General features: G+C 74.1%; 16 protein-coding genes and 2 rRNA genes. 13 read left to right on the forward strand and 5 right to left on the reverse strand.

Annotated features, from left to right (window positions below):
- Both AB0N17_RS10930 and rrf read left to right on the forward strand, forming a co-directional pair.
- Nucleotides 1-73, forward strand: a 23S ribosomal RNA gene (locus AB0N17_RS10930); the annotation flags it as partial.
- Between the two features lie 103 nt (nucleotides 74-176).
- Nucleotides 177-293: ribosomal RNA gene (rrf, locus tag AB0N17_RS10935) — 5S ribosomal RNA — on the forward strand.
- A gap of 30 nt (nucleotides 294-323) precedes the next feature.
- Here rrf and AB0N17_RS10940 read toward each other — a convergent pair.
- Nucleotides 324-1,193, reverse strand: a complete 870-nt coding sequence (locus AB0N17_RS10940; RefSeq protein WP_366011084.1) for a hypothetical protein — start codon at nucleotides 1,191-1,193, stop codon at nucleotides 324-326.
- 438 nt (nucleotides 1,194-1,631) lie between these two features.
- On the opposite strand from AB0N17_RS10940, the gene AB0N17_RS10945 reads away from it, so the two are divergent.
- On the forward strand, nucleotides 1,632-2,408 hold the full coding sequence (locus AB0N17_RS10945; RefSeq protein WP_366011070.1) for a hypothetical protein: 777 nt from the start codon (nucleotides 1,632-1,634) through the stop codon (nucleotides 2,406-2,408).
- Nucleotides 2,409-2,532: 124 nt separating this feature from the next.
- Here the strand turns inward: AB0N17_RS10945 and AB0N17_RS10950 are convergent, their stop codons facing one another.
- Nucleotides 2,533-3,816: a DUF1015 domain-containing protein gene (locus tag AB0N17_RS10950; RefSeq protein ID WP_366010874.1), complete on the reverse strand. Its 1,284-nt coding sequence runs from the start codon at nucleotides 3,814-3,816 to the stop codon at nucleotides 2,533-2,535.
- Between the two features lie 74 nt (nucleotides 3,817-3,890).
- Here AB0N17_RS10950 and AB0N17_RS10955 point away from each other — a divergent pair, with 74 nt between their 5' ends.
- From AB0N17_RS10955 to AB0N17_RS10970, 4 genes are all read left to right on the forward strand, one after another.
- Nucleotides 3,891-4,919: an HAD-IIA family hydrolase gene (locus AB0N17_RS10955; protein ID WP_366010875.1), complete on the forward strand. Its 1,029-nt coding sequence runs from the start codon at nucleotides 3,891-3,893 to the stop codon at nucleotides 4,917-4,919.
- A gap of 93 nt (nucleotides 4,920-5,012) precedes the next feature.
- A complete protein-coding gene (locus AB0N17_RS10960) occupies nucleotides 5,013-6,056 on the forward strand; it encodes an iron chelate uptake ABC transporter family permease subunit (RefSeq protein WP_366010876.1) in 1,044 nt (347 codons plus the stop codon).
- 11 nt (nucleotides 6,057-6,067) lie between these two features.
- Nucleotides 6,068-7,108, forward strand: a complete 1,041-nt coding sequence (locus AB0N17_RS10965; RefSeq protein ID WP_366011071.1) for an iron chelate uptake ABC transporter family permease subunit — start codon at nucleotides 6,068-6,070, stop codon at nucleotides 7,106-7,108.
- Nucleotides 7,105-7,959: an ABC transporter ATP-binding protein gene (locus tag AB0N17_RS10970; protein ID WP_366010877.1), complete on the forward strand. Its 855-nt coding sequence runs from the start codon at nucleotides 7,105-7,107 to the stop codon at nucleotides 7,957-7,959. Before AB0N17_RS10965 ends, AB0N17_RS10970 begins: the two co-directional genes overlap by 4 nt.
- On the opposite strand, the gene AB0N17_RS10975 is transcribed toward AB0N17_RS10970, so the two are convergent.
- Nucleotides 7,943-8,290, reverse strand: coding sequence for an SCP2 sterol-binding domain-containing protein (locus AB0N17_RS10975; RefSeq protein ID WP_366010878.1), 348 nt, complete (start codon nucleotides 8,288-8,290; stop codon nucleotides 7,943-7,945). The two genes, AB0N17_RS10970 and AB0N17_RS10975, sit on opposite strands and share 17 nt — an antisense overlap.
- A 42-nt stretch (nucleotides 8,291-8,332) precedes the next feature.
- On the opposite strand from AB0N17_RS10975, the gene AB0N17_RS10980 reads away from it, so the two are divergent.
- The 6 genes from AB0N17_RS10980 (at nucleotide 8,333) to AB0N17_RS11005 (ending at nucleotide 14,382) form a co-directional block, all read left to right on the forward strand.
- Complete coding sequence (locus AB0N17_RS10980; protein ID WP_366010879.1) at nucleotides 8,333-8,632, forward strand: hypothetical protein; 300 nt, start codon at nucleotides 8,333-8,335, stop codon at nucleotides 8,630-8,632.
- A gap of 78 nt (nucleotides 8,633-8,710) precedes the next feature.
- Nucleotides 8,711-9,526 (forward strand): TlyA family RNA methyltransferase, encoded by an 816-nt coding sequence (locus tag AB0N17_RS10985; protein ID WP_366010880.1) that lies wholly within the window; start codon nucleotides 8,711-8,713, stop codon nucleotides 9,524-9,526.
- The gene (locus AB0N17_RS10990) at nucleotides 9,523-10,440 is read left to right on the forward strand and encodes an NAD kinase (RefSeq protein ID WP_366010881.1); all 918 of its coding nucleotides are present in this window, start codon (nucleotides 9,523-9,525) and stop codon (nucleotides 10,438-10,440) included. Before AB0N17_RS10985 ends, AB0N17_RS10990 begins: the two co-directional genes overlap by 4 nt.
- A 63-nt stretch (nucleotides 10,441-10,503) precedes the next feature.
- On the forward strand, nucleotides 10,504-12,222 hold the full coding sequence (gene recN / locus AB0N17_RS10995; protein ID WP_366011072.1) for a DNA repair protein RecN: 1,719 nt from the start codon (nucleotides 10,504-10,506) through the stop codon (nucleotides 12,220-12,222).
- A gap of 66 nt (nucleotides 12,223-12,288) precedes the next feature.
- Nucleotides 12,289-12,975 (forward strand): hypothetical protein, encoded by a 687-nt coding sequence (locus AB0N17_RS11000; protein ID WP_366011074.1) that lies wholly within the window; start codon nucleotides 12,289-12,291, stop codon nucleotides 12,973-12,975.
- A gap of 270 nt (nucleotides 12,976-13,245) precedes the next feature.
- Entirely contained in the window at nucleotides 13,246-14,382 is a 1,137-nt protein-coding gene (locus AB0N17_RS11005; RefSeq protein ID WP_366010882.1) for a glycosyltransferase family 4 protein, read from the forward strand.
- Between the two features lie 234 nt (nucleotides 14,383-14,616).
- Here AB0N17_RS11005 and AB0N17_RS11010 read toward each other — a convergent pair whose 3' ends face one another.
- A complete protein-coding gene (locus AB0N17_RS11010) occupies nucleotides 14,617-16,263 on the reverse strand; it encodes a PucR family transcriptional regulator ligand-binding domain-containing protein (RefSeq protein ID WP_366010883.1) in 1,647 nt (548 codons plus the stop codon).
- Nucleotides 16,264-16,313: 50 nt separating this feature from the next.
- Entirely contained in the window at nucleotides 16,314-17,696 is a 1,383-nt protein-coding gene (locus tag AB0N17_RS11015; RefSeq protein WP_366010884.1) for an FAD-binding oxidoreductase, read from the reverse strand.
- Between the last annotated feature and the right edge of the window lie 57 nt (nucleotides 17,697-17,753).

Consider the following 17,753-nt stretch of genomic DNA (forward strand, 5'->3'; position numbering starts at 1 on the left):
GTTGATAGGCCGGATCTGGAAGCACGGTAACGTGTGGAGGTGACCGGTACTAATAGGCCGAGGGCTTGTCCTCAGTTGCTCGCGTCCACTGTGTTAGTTCTGAGGCAACGACTGTTGCCGGCTAGAGCAGAACGCATAACTACAAAGTGTGCTTGTTCGCTCGAAACCATTAGGGTTTCGGTGGTCATAGCGTGAGGGAAACGCCCGGTTACATTTCGAACCCGGAAGCTAAGCCTCACAGCGCCGATGGTACTGCAGGGGGGACCCTGTGGGAGAGTAGGACGCCGCCGAACAATCTTTGGAAGGACCCCTGGTCCCAGCGTTCAGCTGGGACCAGGGGTCCTTTCGTTTTTACAATGCTTGCGGTACCTAAGACAGGAGTCACCATGTCCACCAACTCTCCCGACGACCGACCGGAGCGCGACCAGCGGCGACGGGACAGTGGTGACCGTGGTGATCGTGGCGGTTACCGCGGTGACCGCCGTGACGACCGTCGCGACAGCGACCGGGGTGGATACGGCCGGCGCGACGACAGCCGCGGTGGGTTCCGCCGTGATGACCGCCGTGATGACCGCCGTGATGACCGTGACCGTGGCGAGCGCGGTGGCTTCCGCCGTGACGACCGCGGTGGCGAGCGCCGCGACGACCGGCGTGACGACCGCCGTGGTGGTTACGGCGACCGTGGTGACCGGGGCGGTTTCGGCGGTCGCAGGGACGATCGTCGTGAGGGTGACCGGGGTTCGCGTCCGGCGTTCCACCGGGACGACCGTGACCGTGGGCCGCGTCGGGACGACCGCCGCGACGACCGAGGCGACCGCGGTTTCCGCCGCGACGACCGCGGTGACCGGGGCGACCGCCCGTCCTACCGCCGCGACGACGACCGCGCTGGATACGGCCGGCGCGACGACAGCCGCGGTGGCTTCCGCCGCGACGACCGCCGCGACGACCGCCGCGACGACCGCCGCGACGACCGCCGCGACGACCGCCGCGACGACCGCCGTGATGACCGCCGTGATGACCGTGACCGTGGCGAGCGCGGTGGCTTCCGCCGTGACGACCGCGGTGGCGAGCGCCGCGACGACCGGCGTGACGACCGCCGTGGTGGTTACGGCGACCGTGGTGACCGGGGCGGTTTCGGCGGTCGCAGGGACGATCGTCGTGAGGGTGACCGGGGTTCGCGTCCGGCGTTCCACCGGGACGACCGTGACCGTGGGCCGCGTCGGGACGACCGCCGCGACGACCGAGGCGACCGCGGTTTCCGCCGCGACGACCGCGGTGACCGGGGCGACCGCCCGTCCTACCGCCGCGACGACGACCGCGCTGGATACGGCCGGCGCGACGACAGCCGCGGTGGCTTCCGCCGCGACGACCGCCGCGACGACCGCCGCGATGACCGCCGTGACGACCGAGACCGTGGCGAGCGGCGCGACGACCGCCGTGACGACCGGCGCGGTGAGGACCGCGGTGGCTTCCGCGGGCGGGACGACCGTGGTGGCCGTGGGCCCCGGCGGGACGACCGCGGTGGTCGGCCCGGCGGCTTCCGTGGGCGCGACGGACGCGACGACCGGCGCGGCGGTGGCCGTTTCCGTGACGAGCGGGACCGCGACCGGGACCGGGAGCCGATCAAGCGGCTGCCGATCCCGGAGGACGTCACCGGTGACGAGATCGACAAGGACGTCCGGCAGGAGCTGCAGAGCCTGCCCAAGACGCTCGCTGAGGACGTCGCCAAGAACCTGGTGATGGTCGCCCGGCTCATCGACGAGGACCCCGAGGGCGCCTACGGCTACTCCAAGGTGGCCCTGCGTCTGGCGTCCCGTGTGGCCGCCGTGCGCGAGGCCGGCGGGTTCGCCGCGTACGCCAACCAGAAGTACAGCGAGGCGCTCGCCGAGTTCCGGGCCGCCCGGCGCATGACGGGCAGCGCGGAGCTGTGGCCGGTGATGGCCGACTGCGAGCGTGGGCTCGGGCGGCCGGAGAAGGCGCTGGACATGGCCGGCGCCCCGGACGTGCAGAAGCTGGACAAGGCCGGTCAGGTCGAGATGCGGCTCGTCGCGGCCGGTGCCCGGCGTGACATGGGCCAGCTGGACGCTGCCATCGTGACCCTGCAGAGCCCCGAGCTGGCCTCCAACTCGGTCCAGCCGTGGACCGCGCGGCTGCGCTACGCGTACGCCGACGCGCTGCTGGCCGGCGGCCGTGACCGCGAGGCGCGGGAGTGGTTCGCCAAGGCGGTCGAGGCCGACCGGGACGGCAGCACGGACGCCTCGGACCGGCTCGCCGAGCTGGACGGAGTGGAGTTCGTCGACGCCCTCGACGAGGGCGAGGACGCGCCCGAGAACGACGCGCCCGAGAACGACGCGCCCGAGAAGGACGCGCCCGAGAAGCCGGCGCAGGAGGACGGCGACGAGGACTGACCGGCCGGACCGACCGATCTCACCGACCGACCCGTAGTCGGTGAGTCGGGAAGCCGAGACGAGAAGCCGAGACGAGAAGAGGGCAGGCTCCCAGGGGGCCTGCCCTCTTCGGCGTTCAGGGGGCTCAGATCTCCAGCGCCCGCAGCACCAGCCCGGACGCCGGCTTCGGGCCGAACGACGTCGACTTGCGTGGCATCGTCACGCCCTGCCGGGCCAGGTCGCGGACGACCTCCTCGCGGACGGGGTGCATGAGGACGGCCGTACCGCCGTCGCGTTCCGCCTTCTCGACCGTCGCGGCCGTGTCGTGGATGTAGGCGATGTGGGCGGGGGAGTCCTCGGGGATGTGCCAGACGTGCTCCAGCAGCGTGGCGTGCAGGACCGTGGCGTCCAGGGAGCGCCAGGCGCCGGGGCGGTCCGCCGGAATGGTGCGGGCCAGCAGGTCCGGGTCCGGGCGGTCGAGGAGGTGGAAGGAGCCGTCGCCGGCGAGCAGGAAGGCGTTGCCCGCGCAGGAGGCGTCCGCCAGCGTCTCCAGGGCGTCGGACAGCGGTACGTCGAGGTGCCGTACCCGGAACAGGCCGTCCACGGCCGTCAGCGCGTCCGCGACCGGCAGGCCGTGGAGCAGGCGGTGGATCGCTCGGACGCGCAGGGGGTAGCGGGCGGTGTCCACCAGGAGGACGAGGCCGTGGTCCCAGGGGCTGGGGGAGGGGTGCTCCTCGCGCAGCCGCAGGTAGGTGGCCCAGCGGTGGTGGCCGTCGGCGATCAGGGCCTGTTGCCGGGCCAGGTCGGACTGGACGCGGGCGACCTCGGCCGGGTCGGTGATCGCCCACAGGCGGTGGTGGAAGCCGTCCTCGGTGGTGGTGGCGAGCAGCGGGGGGCGTTCCGCGGTGCGTTCGACGACCTCGGCCGCCGTGCCGTTGCCGCGGTAGGTGAGCAGCAGCGGCTCCAGGTTCGCGCGCGTGGCGCGCATCAGGGCCGCCCGGTCCGCCACCACGGGTGGCATGACGTCCTCGTGCGGCAGCACCACGCCCTCGGTGGGTTCCGAGACGCGCAGGGCGCCGATGACGCCGCGCTGGAGCATGCCGTTGCCGTCGCGCTGTTCGTAGACGTACAGGCCGGGTTCGGGGTCCGCGGTGAGGATGCCCTCGTCCAGCCAGCGGCGCAGGGTGTCCGCCGCCTGTTCGGTACGGGCGCTGGGGGTGCCGGCCTGGGGCAGGATCAGCCGGACGATGTTGTGCGGGTCGGCCGACTGGAGGTGGTGCACCCCGTCGGGACGTACGACGACGTCGTACGGAGGAGACGTGACGGAGGCCAGGCTGCCGACCCGGTCGGGGTCGTAGCGGAGGCCTCGGAACGGTGTGAGTTCCAGGCCTCGGCGCGCCGTTGCTTCCGAGGGACCTGCTGTCTTCATCCCGGCATCGTACGTGCGTCGGTGGGGTGGGGCATGATCGGGGGAAAGGCGAGTGAACGAGGAGCGATGTGGACATGAGCCAGGGCGTCAGGACGAGGCCCGAGGGCAGTGGGCGGCCCCTGAGCGAGGCGTACGACACGGCGCTGCTCGATCTGGACGGGGTGGTGTACGCGGGCGGGAGCGCGATCGCGCACGCGGTCGACTCGCTGGCGTCGGCACGCTCGGGCGGGATGCGTCTCGCGTACGTCACCAACAACGCGCTGCGTACGCCCGACGCGGTGGCCGGGCACCTGACGGAGCTGGGCATACCGACGGGCGCGGACGACGTGATCACCTCCGCGCAGGCCGTGGCGCGGCTGATCAGTGAGCAGGTGCCGGCGGGGTCGCGGGTGCTGGTGATCGGCGGCGAGGGGCTGCGGGTGGCGCTGCGCGAGCGCGGCCTGGTGCCGGTGGAGTCCGCGGACGACGACCCGGCGGCGGTCGTGCAGGGGTTCGGCGGGCCGGAGCTGACCTGGGGGCGGTTCGCGGAGGCCTCCTACGCGGTGGCGCGCGGCGTGCCGTGGTTCGCGTCCAACACCGATCTGACGATTCCGAGCGGGCGCGGGATCGCGCCGGGCAACGGGGCGGCGGTGGAGGTCGTGCGGATCGCGACCGGCAAGGAGCCGCAGGTGGCGGGCAAGCCGCTGCCGCCGATGCACCGGGAGACGATCATCCGGACGGGTGCCCGGCGGCCGCTGGTGGTCGGGGACCGGCTGGACACGGACATCGAGGGGGCGTTCAACGGCGGGGTGGACTCGCTGCTGGTGCTGACGGGTGTCACCGACGGCGCCCAGCTGCTGGCGGCGCCGCCGCAGCACCGGCCGACGTTCGTCGACGCCGATCTGCGCGGGCTGCTCACCGGGCAGCCGGAGATCACCGGATCGGGTGACGGTTCTCGGTGCGGCGGGTTCACGGCGCGGGCCGGGGCGGACCGGCTGGAGCTGGAGGGCGACGGCGAGGCGCTGGACGGGCTGCGGGCGTTGTGCGCGGCGGCCTGGACGGCGGCCGGCGAGGGCTCCTGCGAGCTGGACGGCGGGAAGGCGCTGGCGCGTCTCGGACTGTGAGGTCCCGAGGAGTGCCCGGGGGATCGAGCGGTGCGCGGGATCGAGGAGTGCGAGGGATCGAGATCGGAGGCGAGGGTAGGCTAACCTAACCTCGTGTTGGTCGACAGTCCTACGGAACAGCGCGCGGAGTCCGCCTCCGCGCCCCCAACCCGCCAGGCGACACGGGCCCTTGGGCTCCTGGTCTCCGCCGCGATCCTGGTGCTCGTCGCCCTGGCGAGCATCGCGATCGGCGCCAAAGCGCTGTCGCCGGACCAGGTCTGGCACGGCCTGTTCCATGACACGGGGACGTACGGCGACGTCGTCGTGGACGAGCGGCTCTCGCGCACGGTCCTCGGCCTGCTGGTCGGCGCCGCGCTCGGCCTGTCGGGCGCGGTGCTGCAGGCGCTCACCCGCAACCCGCTGGCCGAGCCCGGGCTGCTCGGCATCAACGCGGGTGCCTCGGCGGCCGTCGTCACGGCCATCACCTGGTTCGGCGTCACGAGCCTCAGTGGCTACGTGTGGTTCGCCTTCCTCGGCGCCGCCGCCGTCGGCGCGCTGGTGTGGTTCCTGGGCGGCAGCCGGGGCGCCACCCCGGTGCGGCTCGCGCTCGCCGGTACGGCGATCAGTGCCGCCCTGTACGGCTACCTCCAGGCCGTGATGATCATGGATGACGCGGCGCTGGGCAAGATGCGCTTCTGGACGGTGGGTTCGCTGGCCTCGGCCACCACCTCGACCATCACGCAGGTGCTGCCGTTCCTGGCGGCCGGCGCGGTCCTCGCGCTCGCGCTGGCCCGGCCGCTGAACGCCGTGGAGATGGGCGACGACACCGCCCGTGCCCTCGGCGCCCAACTGGGCCGCACCCGCGCCCTGGCCATGCTGGCCGCGACCGTGCTGTGCGGCGCCGCGACCGCGGCCTGCGGCCCGATCATGTTCGTCGGCCTGATGGTCCCGCATGTCGTGCGCTCTTTCACCGGCCCCGACCTGCGCTGGATCCTGCCGTACGCCACGGTCCTGTCCCCGGTGCTGCTGCTCGGCGCCGACGTCGTCGGCCGGGTCGTGGCCCGCCCCGCCGAGCTCCAGGTGGGCGTCGTCACCGCGCTCATCGGCGGCCCGGTCTTCATCCTGCTCGTACGACGGCGGAGGACGGCCCAGCTGTGAAGACCCGCTCCATGAACCGGGCCGTACGGGCCGTACGCACTCCCGGCGGGCTCTCCTTGCGCCTGGACCCGCGTGCCCTGACCGTCGTCGTCCTGCTGCTGGCCGCCGCCGGCGCCGCCGGTGTCGCGCTGATCGGCACCGGGGACGCCGAGATCCCCGTGTCCGGCGTGCTCAGGACGCTCGCCGGGAACGGCACCGCGTACCAGCACTTCATCGTCGACGAACTGCGTCTGCCGCGCGTGCTGGTCGGCCTGCTGGTCGGCGCCTCGCTCGGTCTCGGCGGCGCGCTGTTCCAGGCCGTCTCCCGCAACCCGCTGGGCAGCCCGGACGTGCTCGGCCTGTCCCAGGGGTCCACGGCCGGCGCGCTGGTCGTCATCGTGCTGCTGTCCGGCAGCGCCGCCCAGGTCACCGTGGGCGCCCTGGCCGGCGGCCTGCTGACCGGTCTGGCCATCTATCTGCTGGCCTGGAAACAGGGCGTGCACGGATACCGTCTGGTTCTGGTCGGCATCGGCGTCAACACGATCGCCACGGCCGTCAACGGCTATCTGCTCACCAAGGCCGATCTGGTCGACGCGGCCCGCGCGGTGGTGTGGATGACCGGCTCCCTCGACGGCCGCGACTGGGACCAGGTCCGGCCGCTGCTCGCCGTGTGCGCCGTCCTCGTGCCGCTGGTCCTCGTCAACGCGCGCGGCCTGAGGATGATGGAGATGGGCGACGACGTCTCCCACGCCCTCGGTGTGCGTGTGCAGCGGGTCCGGCTGGTGCTGATGGTCTGCGCCGTCCTGCTCACCGCCGCCGCCACGGCGGCCGCGGGCCCCGTCAGCTTCGTCGCGCTCACCGCGCCCCAGCTGGCCCGGCGGCTGACCCGTTCGCCGGGTCCGAACCTGCTGCCGTCCCTCTGCATGGGGGCCGCCCTGCTGGTCGCCGCCGACTGGGCCTCGCAGCGCGCCTTCGGCGCCGACCAGCTGCCCGTCGGCGTGGTCACCGGGGTCCTCGGCGGCGCCTATCTGCTGTGGCTGCTGGTCACCGAGCGCCGGGCCGGCCGGATATGAGCGGCAACCCCACGAACAGCACCCCCACGAACACGACAAGGAGCACTGTGAACCGCCTGTCCGCCGAGAGCGTCACCCTCGCCTACGACCGGCGCGTCATCGCCGAGCAGCTGTCGGTCCAGATCCCCGACAACTCCTTCACGGTGATCGTCGGCCCGAACGCGTGCGGCAAGTCGACCCTGCTGCGGGCGCTGTCACGGATGCTCAGGCCCAGCCGGGGCCGGGTGCTGCTCGACGGGCAGGCCATCCAGTCGATGCCCGCCAAGAAGGTCGCGCGGACCCTCGGCCTGCTGCCGCAGTCGTCCGTCGCGCCCGACGGCATCACGGTCGCCGACCTCGTCGGCCGGGGCCGCTACCCGCACCAGGGCCTGCTGCGCCAGTGGTCCGCCGAGGACGAGCGGGTCGTCCAGGAGTCGATGCGGCGGACGGGTGTCGCCGAGCTGGCCGAGCGGTACGTCGACGAGCTGTCCGGGGGGCAGCGCCAGCGCGTGTGGATCGCCATGGCGCTCGCCCAGCAGACCCCGCTGCTGCTCCTGGACGAGCCGACCACCTACCTGGACATCCAGCACCAGATCGACGTCCTCGACCTGTGCGCCGAGCTGCACGAGGAGCAGGGGCGGACGCTGGTGGCGGTGCTGCACGACCTCAACCACGCCGCCCGCTACGCCACCCACCTCATCGCCCTGCGCGGCGGCACGGTGATCGCCGAGGGCGCCCCGAACGACATCGTCACCGCCGAGCTGGTGGAGGAGGTCTTCGGGCTGCGCTGTCAGGTCATCGACGACCCGGAGACGGGGACGCCGCTGGTGGTGCCGGCCGCACGCAAGGCACGGGTCACAGCAGCTTCCTGAGCCGGAACAGGTCCAGCAGGCTCGCCTCCAGCCTCACCCGGCCCCTGCCCCAGGCGGTCGCGAAGTTCAGCTCGCCGTCCACCAGGGCCACCAGGTCCTCCCCGGCCATGGCGAGCCTGATCTGGGCCTTCTCCCGCGGAGGCCCGGGACGGGTCTCCTCCACCTCGATCCGGCCGCCGGTCATCCGGCCGGTGAAGGTGACGTCCAGGTCGGTGATGTGGCAGCTCACCGAGCGGTCCATGGCGGCGGCCGCACGAACGTCGCCCTCGGCGCCCTGCATGTTGTCCGAAAGCTTTTCCAGTGCGGCGCGGCACTCCTCGATCGTGGCCATCGCCCACGACGGTACCCCAGCGGTTCGCGGTAGCGTCTGGGCATGAACGACTCGGCAGCGCAGACGGAGATCCCGCAGGACGCGGTACGGGGGGCGGTGGAGGCACCGGAGGCGTACGACCCCGCAGCGCCCGCCCCCCTGGACGTCCCGCGCACCCCCACCGGCGACGCCGAGGTCGACGCCCGGCTGGACCGGCTGGGCGACGCCGACCACCTCGCCACCGACGGGCACCTCGAGGTGTACGAGGATGTACACCGGGGGCTGCGTGACGCGCTGACCGCGCTCGACGCCCGCCCGGGACCTCCGGCTCCCACCCGTCACCCCACCGCCGCCCCTCGATGAGACCCTTCGGGTCGCACCTTTTGATCTCGCACCGACAAGCGCCGTCACCGGCGTACCGACACAGGAGCTGAACCGAACGTGGCAGGAGTCGCACGCCGTCGTCTGGACGCGGAGCTGGTCCGCCGGAAGCTCGCGCGCTCGCGCGAGCACGCCAGCCAGCTGATCGCCGCTGGGCGGGTCACCGTCGGCAAGACCGTGGCGACGAAGCCGGCCACGCAGGTGGAGACCGCCGCGGCGATCGTGGTCCAGACCGACGACGGCGACCCGGACTACGTCTCCCGGGGCGGGCACAAGCTCGCCGGCGCGCTCGAGGCCTTCGTGCCGCAGGGGCTCGTGGTCGAGGGCCGGCGCGCGGTGGACGCCGGAGCCTCCACCGGCGGCTTCACCGATGTGCTGCTGCGGGCGGGCGCGGCGCACGTCGTCGCGGTGGACGTCGGCTACGGCCAGCTCGCCTGGACGCTGCAGAGCGATGAACGCGTCACCGTCAAGGACCGTACGAACGTACGCGAGTTGACGCTTGAGGCGATCGATGGGGAACCTGTGGATCTTGTCGTGGGCGATCTGTCCTTCATTCCGCTCGGGCTGGTGCTGCCCGCCCTGAAGCGGTGCGTGAAGCCGGACGCCGACCTGGTGATGATGGTCAAGCCGCAGTTCGAGGTGGGGAAGGAACGGCTCGGCAGCGGGGGTGTCGTACGGAGTCCGCAGCTGCGGGCGGAGGCCGTGCGGGGAGTGGCCGAGAAGGCCTGGGAGCTGGGGCTCGGGGTGCGGGGCGTCACCGCGAGTCCGCTGCCCGGTCCCTCGGGCAATGTCGAATACTTTCTGTGGCTGCGGTCCGGTGCCCCCGAACTGGACCCGGCCGACGTCGACCGAGCAGTGGCGGAGGGGCCGCGTTGACACAGAACCTGGCGCGTACGGTTTTCCTGCTGGCCCACACCGGGCGGCCCGCGGCGATCCGCAGTGCGGAACTCGTGGTGAAGGGGCTGCTGCGGCACGGCATCGGGGTGCGGGTGCTGGAGGAGGAGGCGCGCGATCTGCCGCTGCCGGACGAGGTGGGGCTGGTCAAGGAGGCGACCCCGCAGTGCCTCGACGGCTGCGAGCTGCTCATCGTCCTCGGCGGTGACGGCACGCTGCTGCGCGGCGCAGAGTTCGCGCGGGCGTCGGGGGTGCCGATGCTCGGCGTCAACCTCGGGCGGGTGGGGTTCCTCGCCGAGGCCGAGCGCGACGACCTCGATCGGGTGGTCGACCGCGTGGTGGCTCGGTCGTACGAGGTCGAGGAGCGGATGACCGTCGACGTCGTCGTACACCGCAACGGGGACATCGTGCACACCGACTGGGCGCTGAACGAGGCGGCCGTGCAGAAGGCCGGCGCGGAGAAGCTGCTGGAAGTCGTGCTGGAGATCGACGGTCGGCCGGTGACCGGGTTCGGGTGCGACGGGGTGGTCCTGTCCACGCCCACCGGGTCGACGGCGTACGCCTTCTCCGCCGGCGGGCCGGTGGTGTGGCCCGAGGTGGAGGCGCTGCTGATGGTGCCGATCAGCGCGCACGCGCTGTTCGCGAAGCCGCTGGTCACCTCGCCGGACTCCGTGCTCGCCGTGGAGGTGCTGCCGCACATCCCGCCGGGCGTGCTGTGGTGCGACGGGCGGCGGACGGTCGAGCTGCCGCCCGGGGCACGGGTGGAGGTCCGGCGGGGAGCGGTGCCGGTGCGGCTGGCCCGGTTGCACCATTCGTCGTTCACCGACCGGCTTGTCGCGAAGTTCGCGCTGCCGACCACCGGGTGGCGGGGGGCACCGCACCACTCCACCGAGTGACATGGGCGGGCCATGTGCACTCGCCACCCCAGACCTCGTAAGGTCTGTTCCGTGTTGGAGGAGATGCGGATACGGTCGCTCGGGGTCATCGACGATGCCGTCGTCGAACTGTCGCCCGGGTTCACCGCCGTCACCGGTGAGACGGGTGCGGGCAAGACCATGGTGGTCACCAGCCTCGGGCTGCTGCTCGGTGGCCGGGCGGACCCGGCGCTCGTGCGGATCGGCGCCGAGAAGGCGGTGGTGGAGGGGCGGATCGCCGTCCGCGGGGACGCCGCCGCCGTCGTACGGGCCGAGGAGGCCGGGGCGGAGCTGGACGACGGGGCCCTGCTGATCAGCCGTACCGTTTCCGCCGAGGGGCGTTCCCGCGCCCATCTGGGCGGGCGCTCGGTGCCGGTCGGGCTGCTCGCCGAGCTGGCCGACGACCTGGTGGCCGTGCACGGGCAGACCGATCAGCAGGGGCTGCTGAAGCTGTCCCGGCAGCGGCAGGCGCTGGACCGGTACGCGGGCGACGCCGTCGCCGGGCCGCTCGCCAAGTACACCGAGGCCTACCGACGGCTGCGGGCGGTCTCCGCCGAGCTGGAGGAGATCGTCACGCGTGCGCGTGAGCGGGCGCAGGAAGCCGACATGCTGCGGTACGGGCTCGACGAGGTCGCCGCCGTCGAGCCACGGGCCGGGGAGGACGTGGAGCTCGCCGAGGAGGCGGAGCGGCTGGGGCACGCCGAGGCCCTGTCGTCCGCCGCCACGGCCGCGCACGCAGCTCTCGCGGGCAATCCCGAGGACCCCGAGGGGATCGACGCCTCGACGCTCGTCGCGGGCGCGCACCGGGCGCTGGAGGCCGTGCGCTCCCACGACCCGGCGCTGGCCGCGCTCGCCGACCGGATCGGGGAGATCGGGATCCTGCTCGGTGACGTCGCCGGTGAGCTGGCGGGGTACGCCGACGACCTGGACGCCGACCCGCTGCGGCTGGCCGCGGTGGAGGAGCGCCGGGCCGCGCTGACCGCCCTCACGCGCAAGTACGGGCAGGACGTGGCCGGTGTGCTGGCCTGGGCCGAGCAGAGCGCCGCCCGGCTCACCGAGCTGGACGGCGACGACGAGCGGACCGGGGAGCTGACCGCGGAGCGGGACGCGCTGCGCACCGAACTGGGCGGGCTGGCGCAGGCCCTGTCGGATGCGCGGGCGGAGGCCGCCGAGCGGTTCGCCGCCGCCGTGACCGCCGAGCTGGCCTCGCTGGCGATGCCCCACGCGCGCGTGTCCTTCGCCCTGCGGCAGACCGAGGACCCGGAGGGCGTCGAGGTCGACGGGCGTGCGGTCGCGTACGGGCCGTCGGGCGTCGACGAGGTCGAGCTGCTGCTCGCCCCGCACCCAGGTGCCCCGCCCCGGCCCATCGCCAAGGGCGCGTCCGGTGGTGAGCTGTCCCGGGTGATGCTCGCCGTGGAGGTCGTGTTCGCGGGCACCGACCCCGTGCCGACGTATCTCTTCGACGAGGTCGACGCCGGTGTCGGCGGCAAGGCGGCGGTCGAGATCGGCCGGCGCCTGGCGAAGCTCGCCAAGAGCGCGCAGGTCGTGGTCGTCACCCACCTCCCGCAGGTCGCCGCGTTCGCCGACCGGCAGCTGCTGGTGGAGAAGACCAACGACGGCTCCGTCACCCGGTCCGGTGTGAAGGTCCTGGAGGGCGAGGAACGCGTCCGCGAGCTGTCCCGGATGCTGGCGGGCCAGGAGGACTCCGAGACGGCCCGCGCCCACGCGGAGGAACTCCTCGCCGCCGCCCGGGCGGACGGCTAGGAGGAATCCGTTCAGGTGGGCAGGCGGAGCAGCTTCGCGGTGGCCGCGGGGGTGACGCGTGCGGGCATGGGGCTCCTGCGCAGAACCGCTCCCGGCACCCGCGCGCGCTGGGAGCGGAAGAACTACGCCGGGCGGACCGTCGGCCTGTACGCCGGGCCCGCGGCGGCCTTGGCGGCGGCCGCGGGAGCCGCCCGGGTGCATCCCGCCGCCGGTGCGGCCGTGCTCGCCGCCGGTCTCTGCGGGGCGTACGACGATGTCGCCGGAGATCACCGGCGGGGCTTGCGGGCTCATCTCGGCGCGCTGCGAGGCGGTGAGGTCACCAGCGGGGCCGTGAAGTTGTTCGGGATCTCGGCCGCCGGGCTGGCCGCGGGCGCGCTGCTGAAGGAGCGGCCGCTGGACAAGGTGCTCGCCGGGGTGGTGATCGCCGGTGCGGCGCACTTCGTCAACCTCGTCGACGTGCGGCCCGGGCGGGCCGCCGGAGCGGTGCTCGCGCTCGGCGCGCCGGGGCTGCTGCGGAAGGGGCCCGGCGGTGCGCTGGCCGCCGCCGCGACGGGCGCCGCCGCGGCCGTGCTCCCCGACGACCTGGGCGAGCGCATGATGATCGGGGACACGGGGGCGCACGCACTGGGGGCCGCGCTGGGGGCGGCCGTGGTGGCGGGCAATCGGCGCGCGGGACTGCTCGCGCACGCCGCCGCCCTGGTGACCGCCGCCGTGCACGGAGACCGGGTCACCGCGTGGGCGCGGGCGCTGTGAGCGTCTGACCTCGTGGAACGCGCTCGTACGGAGTTCGGGTGCGCCCTCGCCCCCTCACCCGTGTGGGTGACGTGCTCCGGCGCACTGCCCCGGCCCGCCGCACAGTGCGCCCTCCGGGATTTCCCGGAACGAGGCCGCCTCCTGGCATGCTTGGGCATGAGCACGGTCCGCGCGGGAGGCGCGCGGGGTACGACCTTCCGCCCCTGTGATCCCGCTACCTTCTGTACGTTCCCTCGTGACCGCCCCACGCCGAACCAGGAGCCCGGCCCCGTGAGCCCCCTGAGCAGCAACGCACCGCACGGCCAGTCGCCGCTGCGCACCGTGCAGGTGCTGGGCGGGGGCAACGCCGGCAGCAGCGCGCACGTGCGCTCCCTGGCCGAGGGGCTGGTGGCCAGGGGCGTACGGGTCACGGTGTGCGCCCCCGTGGAGGCCGACCGGGCCTACGACTTCACCGGGACCGGCGCCGCACACGTGCACGTGCCACGCAGCAGCGACCCGGCCTCGGTGGCCGCGCTCCGGGCGGCCTGCGCCGACGCCGACCTGGTGCACGCGCACGGCCTGCACGCCTCCTTCCGGGCCGTCCTCGCCCTCGGCGGCCGGCACACCCCGCTCGTGGTCACCTGGCACAACCGCGCCCGGGCGGAGGGCGCCCGGGCGCACCTGCTGCGGCTGCTGGAGCGCCGGGTGGTGAGGACGGCCGCCGTGGTCCTCGGTACCAGCCCCGACCTGGTGGAGCGGGCCCGGCGCACCGGGGCGCGGGACGCCCGGCTCGCGGCGGTCGGCCTGCCGGGACAGCGCCGGACCCCCGACCCGGAGGACCCCGACCGGCTGCGGTCCAAGATCCGGGCCGAAGTCGGCGCCACCGGCCGCCCGTTGCTGATCGCGGTCGGCTCCCTCGACCGGCACCGCGGCTACGAGGTCCTGCTCGACGCGGCGCGCGCCTGGCGGGACCTGGACCCGCTGCCGCTGGTCGTCGTCGCGGGCGAGGGGCCGCTGCGCCCGGTGCTGCAGCGGCGGATCGAGGACGAGGCGCTGCCGGTGCGGCTCGTGGGCCACCGCGACGACGTGCCCGAGCTGCTCGCCGCCGCCGACCTGGCCCTGCTGACCAGCAGTTGGGAGTCGCGCTCCGTCCTCGCCCAGGAGGCGCTGTACGCGCGCGTGCCGCTCGTCGCCACCCGCGTCGGCGGCATCCCGGACCTCGTCGGCGACGCGGCCGAACTCGTCCCGTACGGCGACCCGCAGGCGCTCGCCGACACGGTCGTGGCGCTGCTCGCCGATCCCGGGCGCCGTGAGCTGCTGCGGGAGCGCGGCGTGCGGCAGGCCGCCGGCTGGCCCACGGACGACGAGACCGTCGCCCAAGTGCTCAGCGTCTACGACGAGTTGACCCAGCCCCGGCCGCTGGCCTAGGCCCCCGGGCACCTAGGTCCTGTCGTCAAACTCCCGTCGTTCGCCCGGAGGGCGGGCTCTGCGGCGTCAGGTGCCTGCTCTGGGGGTCCCCCCCGGCCGAAGGCTGGGGGAGTGCCGGCCCCAGGTCCTCGTACTGGATGTACTCGGGCCTGGGGCCGGTGGGGCGAGTGGGGGTGCCCCTTCTGGGGGAGCGTGCATGGCGTCGCGGGGCAGGCGGGAGTTCGACGACAGGGCCTAAGGCACGTGCCGGCGGGCGCGCAGGGCCAGGCTCAACGCCAGGACCGTCTGCGGGTCGTCCAGGTCGGTGCCGAGCAACTCCCCGATGCGGGCGAGGCGGTTGTACAGCGTCTGCCGGTTCAGGTGCAGCTCGCGCGCGGTCTCCGCCTTGCGGCCGGCGTGCGCCAGATAGGTCTGCAGCGTGGGCAGCAGCGGCGGCTTGGAGCGGTGGTCGTGGTCGCGCAGCGGGCCGATCGCGCGGTCCACGAAGGCGGCGAGGTCCGGATGGTCGCGCAGCCGCCACAGCAGCAGGTCGATGTCCAGGCGGCGGGCGTCGTACCAGGGACGGTCGCCGAGGCCCTCGGCCGCCGTCGCCGTCTCGGCCGCGTGCCGCAGCCCCGCCGACGCCGCGGCCCAGCCACCCGCCACCCCGACCACCACGACCGGCGGCGGCGACCCGGGCCGCCGCATCCCGGCCCGCTCCACGCCCGCCCGCAGCGCCGCCGCCACCCGGTCCGCCACCGCCGGCCGCTCCGGCTCCGCGCGCAGGCCCAGCAGCACCAGCACCCGGCCCTCCACCGGCCGCACGCCCAGCAGCACCGGCACCCCCACCGCGGCCAGCTCCTCCGAGACCGCCCGCGCCAGCACCGCCCAGCCTCCGCCGGGGGACAGGGTGTCGCCGATCCGCATGACCACGGGCAGCAGCGGGCTGCCACCGGGCTTGAAGCCGAGGACCCGGGCCTGCGCCGGCGCGTCCTCCGCCGTGATCCGGCCCTCGGCGAGATCGGTGAGGAAGTCACCGCGTCCGCGCGCCGCCAGCTCCTCCTCCTGCCGGGCCTGCATCAGCACCACGGCCAGGATGCCGGCGGCCCGTTCGGCGGCGATCCGGTGCACCGGGGAGAGCGGGGAGCGCACCGGCAGCAGGACCAGCCGGGCGCGCACGGACCCCGCCGTCCCCGGACCGCCGCCGGGCACGTCCACCAGCACCGAACCGGCGGGCGGCGGCGCGTCCTTGTGCGGGCCCCTGAGCCCCTCCCACACCTGCAGCGGGTCCGCCCCCTCGGGCCCCTCACCGGCGGCGTACAGCAGGCGGCCGTCGGCCGTCTCCAGGAACACCGGGTTGCCGCCGAAGTCCGCCAGGATCCCCAGCACCTGCGGCACCCCGCCGCCGCCCAGCAGCGCCTCGGTACAGCGCCGGTGCACCTCCTCGGCCCGCTGGAGCAGCGCGTAGTGGCCGTTGACGATCTCGGTGTGGATCTCCTCCGTCACCGTCACGAACGGCACTTCGCGGTGCAGTTGCACCAGCGGCAGCCCGGCCGCCCGGGCGGTGTCCACCAGCGCGGAGGGCAGCCGGGCGAAGCGCGGGCCCAGCTCCACCACCAGGGCGGCGATCCCGCGCTCGGCGAGCGTGCGCACGAACGCCCGCTGCTCGGCCGGGCGGGTGCCCAGGCCGTAGCCGGTGGTGAGCAGCAGCTCGCCGCCCTTGAGCAGCGACGCGATGTTGGGCACCTCGCCCGCGTGCACCCAGCGCACCGTGCGCCCCAGCCGGTCCGCCCCCGCGAGGATCTCCGGCAGCCCGCTGCGCAGCCCGGGCAGCTCCAGCGCCCGCTGCACGGTGATCCCGGCGCCCTGGGTGTCGAATCGGTGGTCCGTACGGCTGTCCATGCAGCGGACGCTACCTGCGTGAACGTCCCGACGTCAGCTCCGGTGGGCGGCTACACCGGCCGGATGTTGTGGTTGAAGCGGAACACGTTGTCCGGGTCGTAGCGCCGCTTCACCTTCCCCAGGCGCAGCGTGTTCTCCTCGCCCAGGCCCGCCCTGACCCGCTCGGGGCCCTCGTCGCCGATGAAGTTGAGGTAGACGGCACCCGTGCTCCACGGCCGCAGGTCGGCGCGCACCGCCCGGACCCAGGCGACCGCCCGCTCGTCGTCGGCCGGGTCCTGCCAGATGCCGAACGGGTGCGCGGCCCAGGCCGCGTCCCGGTACGGCACCGGGTACTCGTGCGGACCGGCGGCGATCGCCCCGCCCTGCGGGAACAGCAGGTGCTTGGTGCTGCTCGGCACCGGCATGCTGTCCGCGCGGGCGCAGAAGACGTCCACCGCCTCGTCCGGCAGCCCGGTCAGATACTCCGCCGACCAGTGGTTCCGCATCCCGGGCGGGTCGTCGAGCATGCACTGCGCGTCGACGTACGGCATGTCACCGGCCAGCTCGACCTCGTGCGGCAGCGCCAGCAGCGGCTCGGCGAGCTTGCGCAGGTCGTCCTCGGCGCCCGCGTACGTCAGCAGCGCGGCGCACACCAGCTTGCCCACCAGCTCCGGCGGCGTGAACTCCTCGGGCGGACCGGTGATGAAGAGGACCGCGCCGCTCACCTCGTCCGGTCCGGTCCGGATGATCTCGCGGAAGGTGCGGGTCACGTCGGGTCCGAACTGCGGCAGGAACATCAGCAGGACGATCGAGAACTCCGGCAGCTCGTACAGTTGCAGGGTGAGCGCGGTGGCGATGCCGAAGTTGCCGCCCCCGCCGTGCAGAGCCCAGAAGAGCTCGGGATTCTCGTCGGGATTGGCGTGCACCCGCTCGGCGTCGGCGGTGACCAGCTCCACGCCGACGAGGTTGTCGACGGCGAGGCCGAAGGCCCGGTCCAGCCAGCCGGTGCCACCGCCCAGGACGAAGCCGCCGACACCGGTGGTGGAGGCGCGCCCGCCGGTGGTCGCGAGGCCGTGGAGCTGGGTGGCCCGGTCCAGGTGGCTCATCGTCGCACCGCCCTCGACCCGGGCCGCCTCGGTCGCCGGGTCGACGGTCACCTGGTGCATCCGGCGCAGGTCCACCACGAGCGCGCCGTCGCCCAGCGCGGCCCCGGAGACGCTGTGGCCGCCGCCGCGCACCGCGATGTGCAGGTCCAGCTCCCTGCCGAAGCGCACCGCCCGGACCACGTCGGTGGCGTCGGCGCACTGGGCGATCACCGCCGGCCGCCGGTCGATCATCGCGTTGAAGACCGTACGGGCCTCGTCGTAGCCCCGGTCGCCGGGGGCGAACACGTCGCCCACCAGATCCTCGCGGAGCGCGGCGAGGGCCGCGCCCGCCTTCGAAGGGGAAGCCATGGCCGCCCCCTTCCGTGCAGGGACCGGTGACACTCCCAGCCTAGGGCCGCGCGGCCC

Origin of the sequence: Streptomyces sp. NPDC051133 (assembly GCF_040682635.1) — a bacterium.
GTDB lineage: Bacteria > Actinomycetota > Actinomycetes > Streptomycetales > Streptomycetaceae > Streptomyces.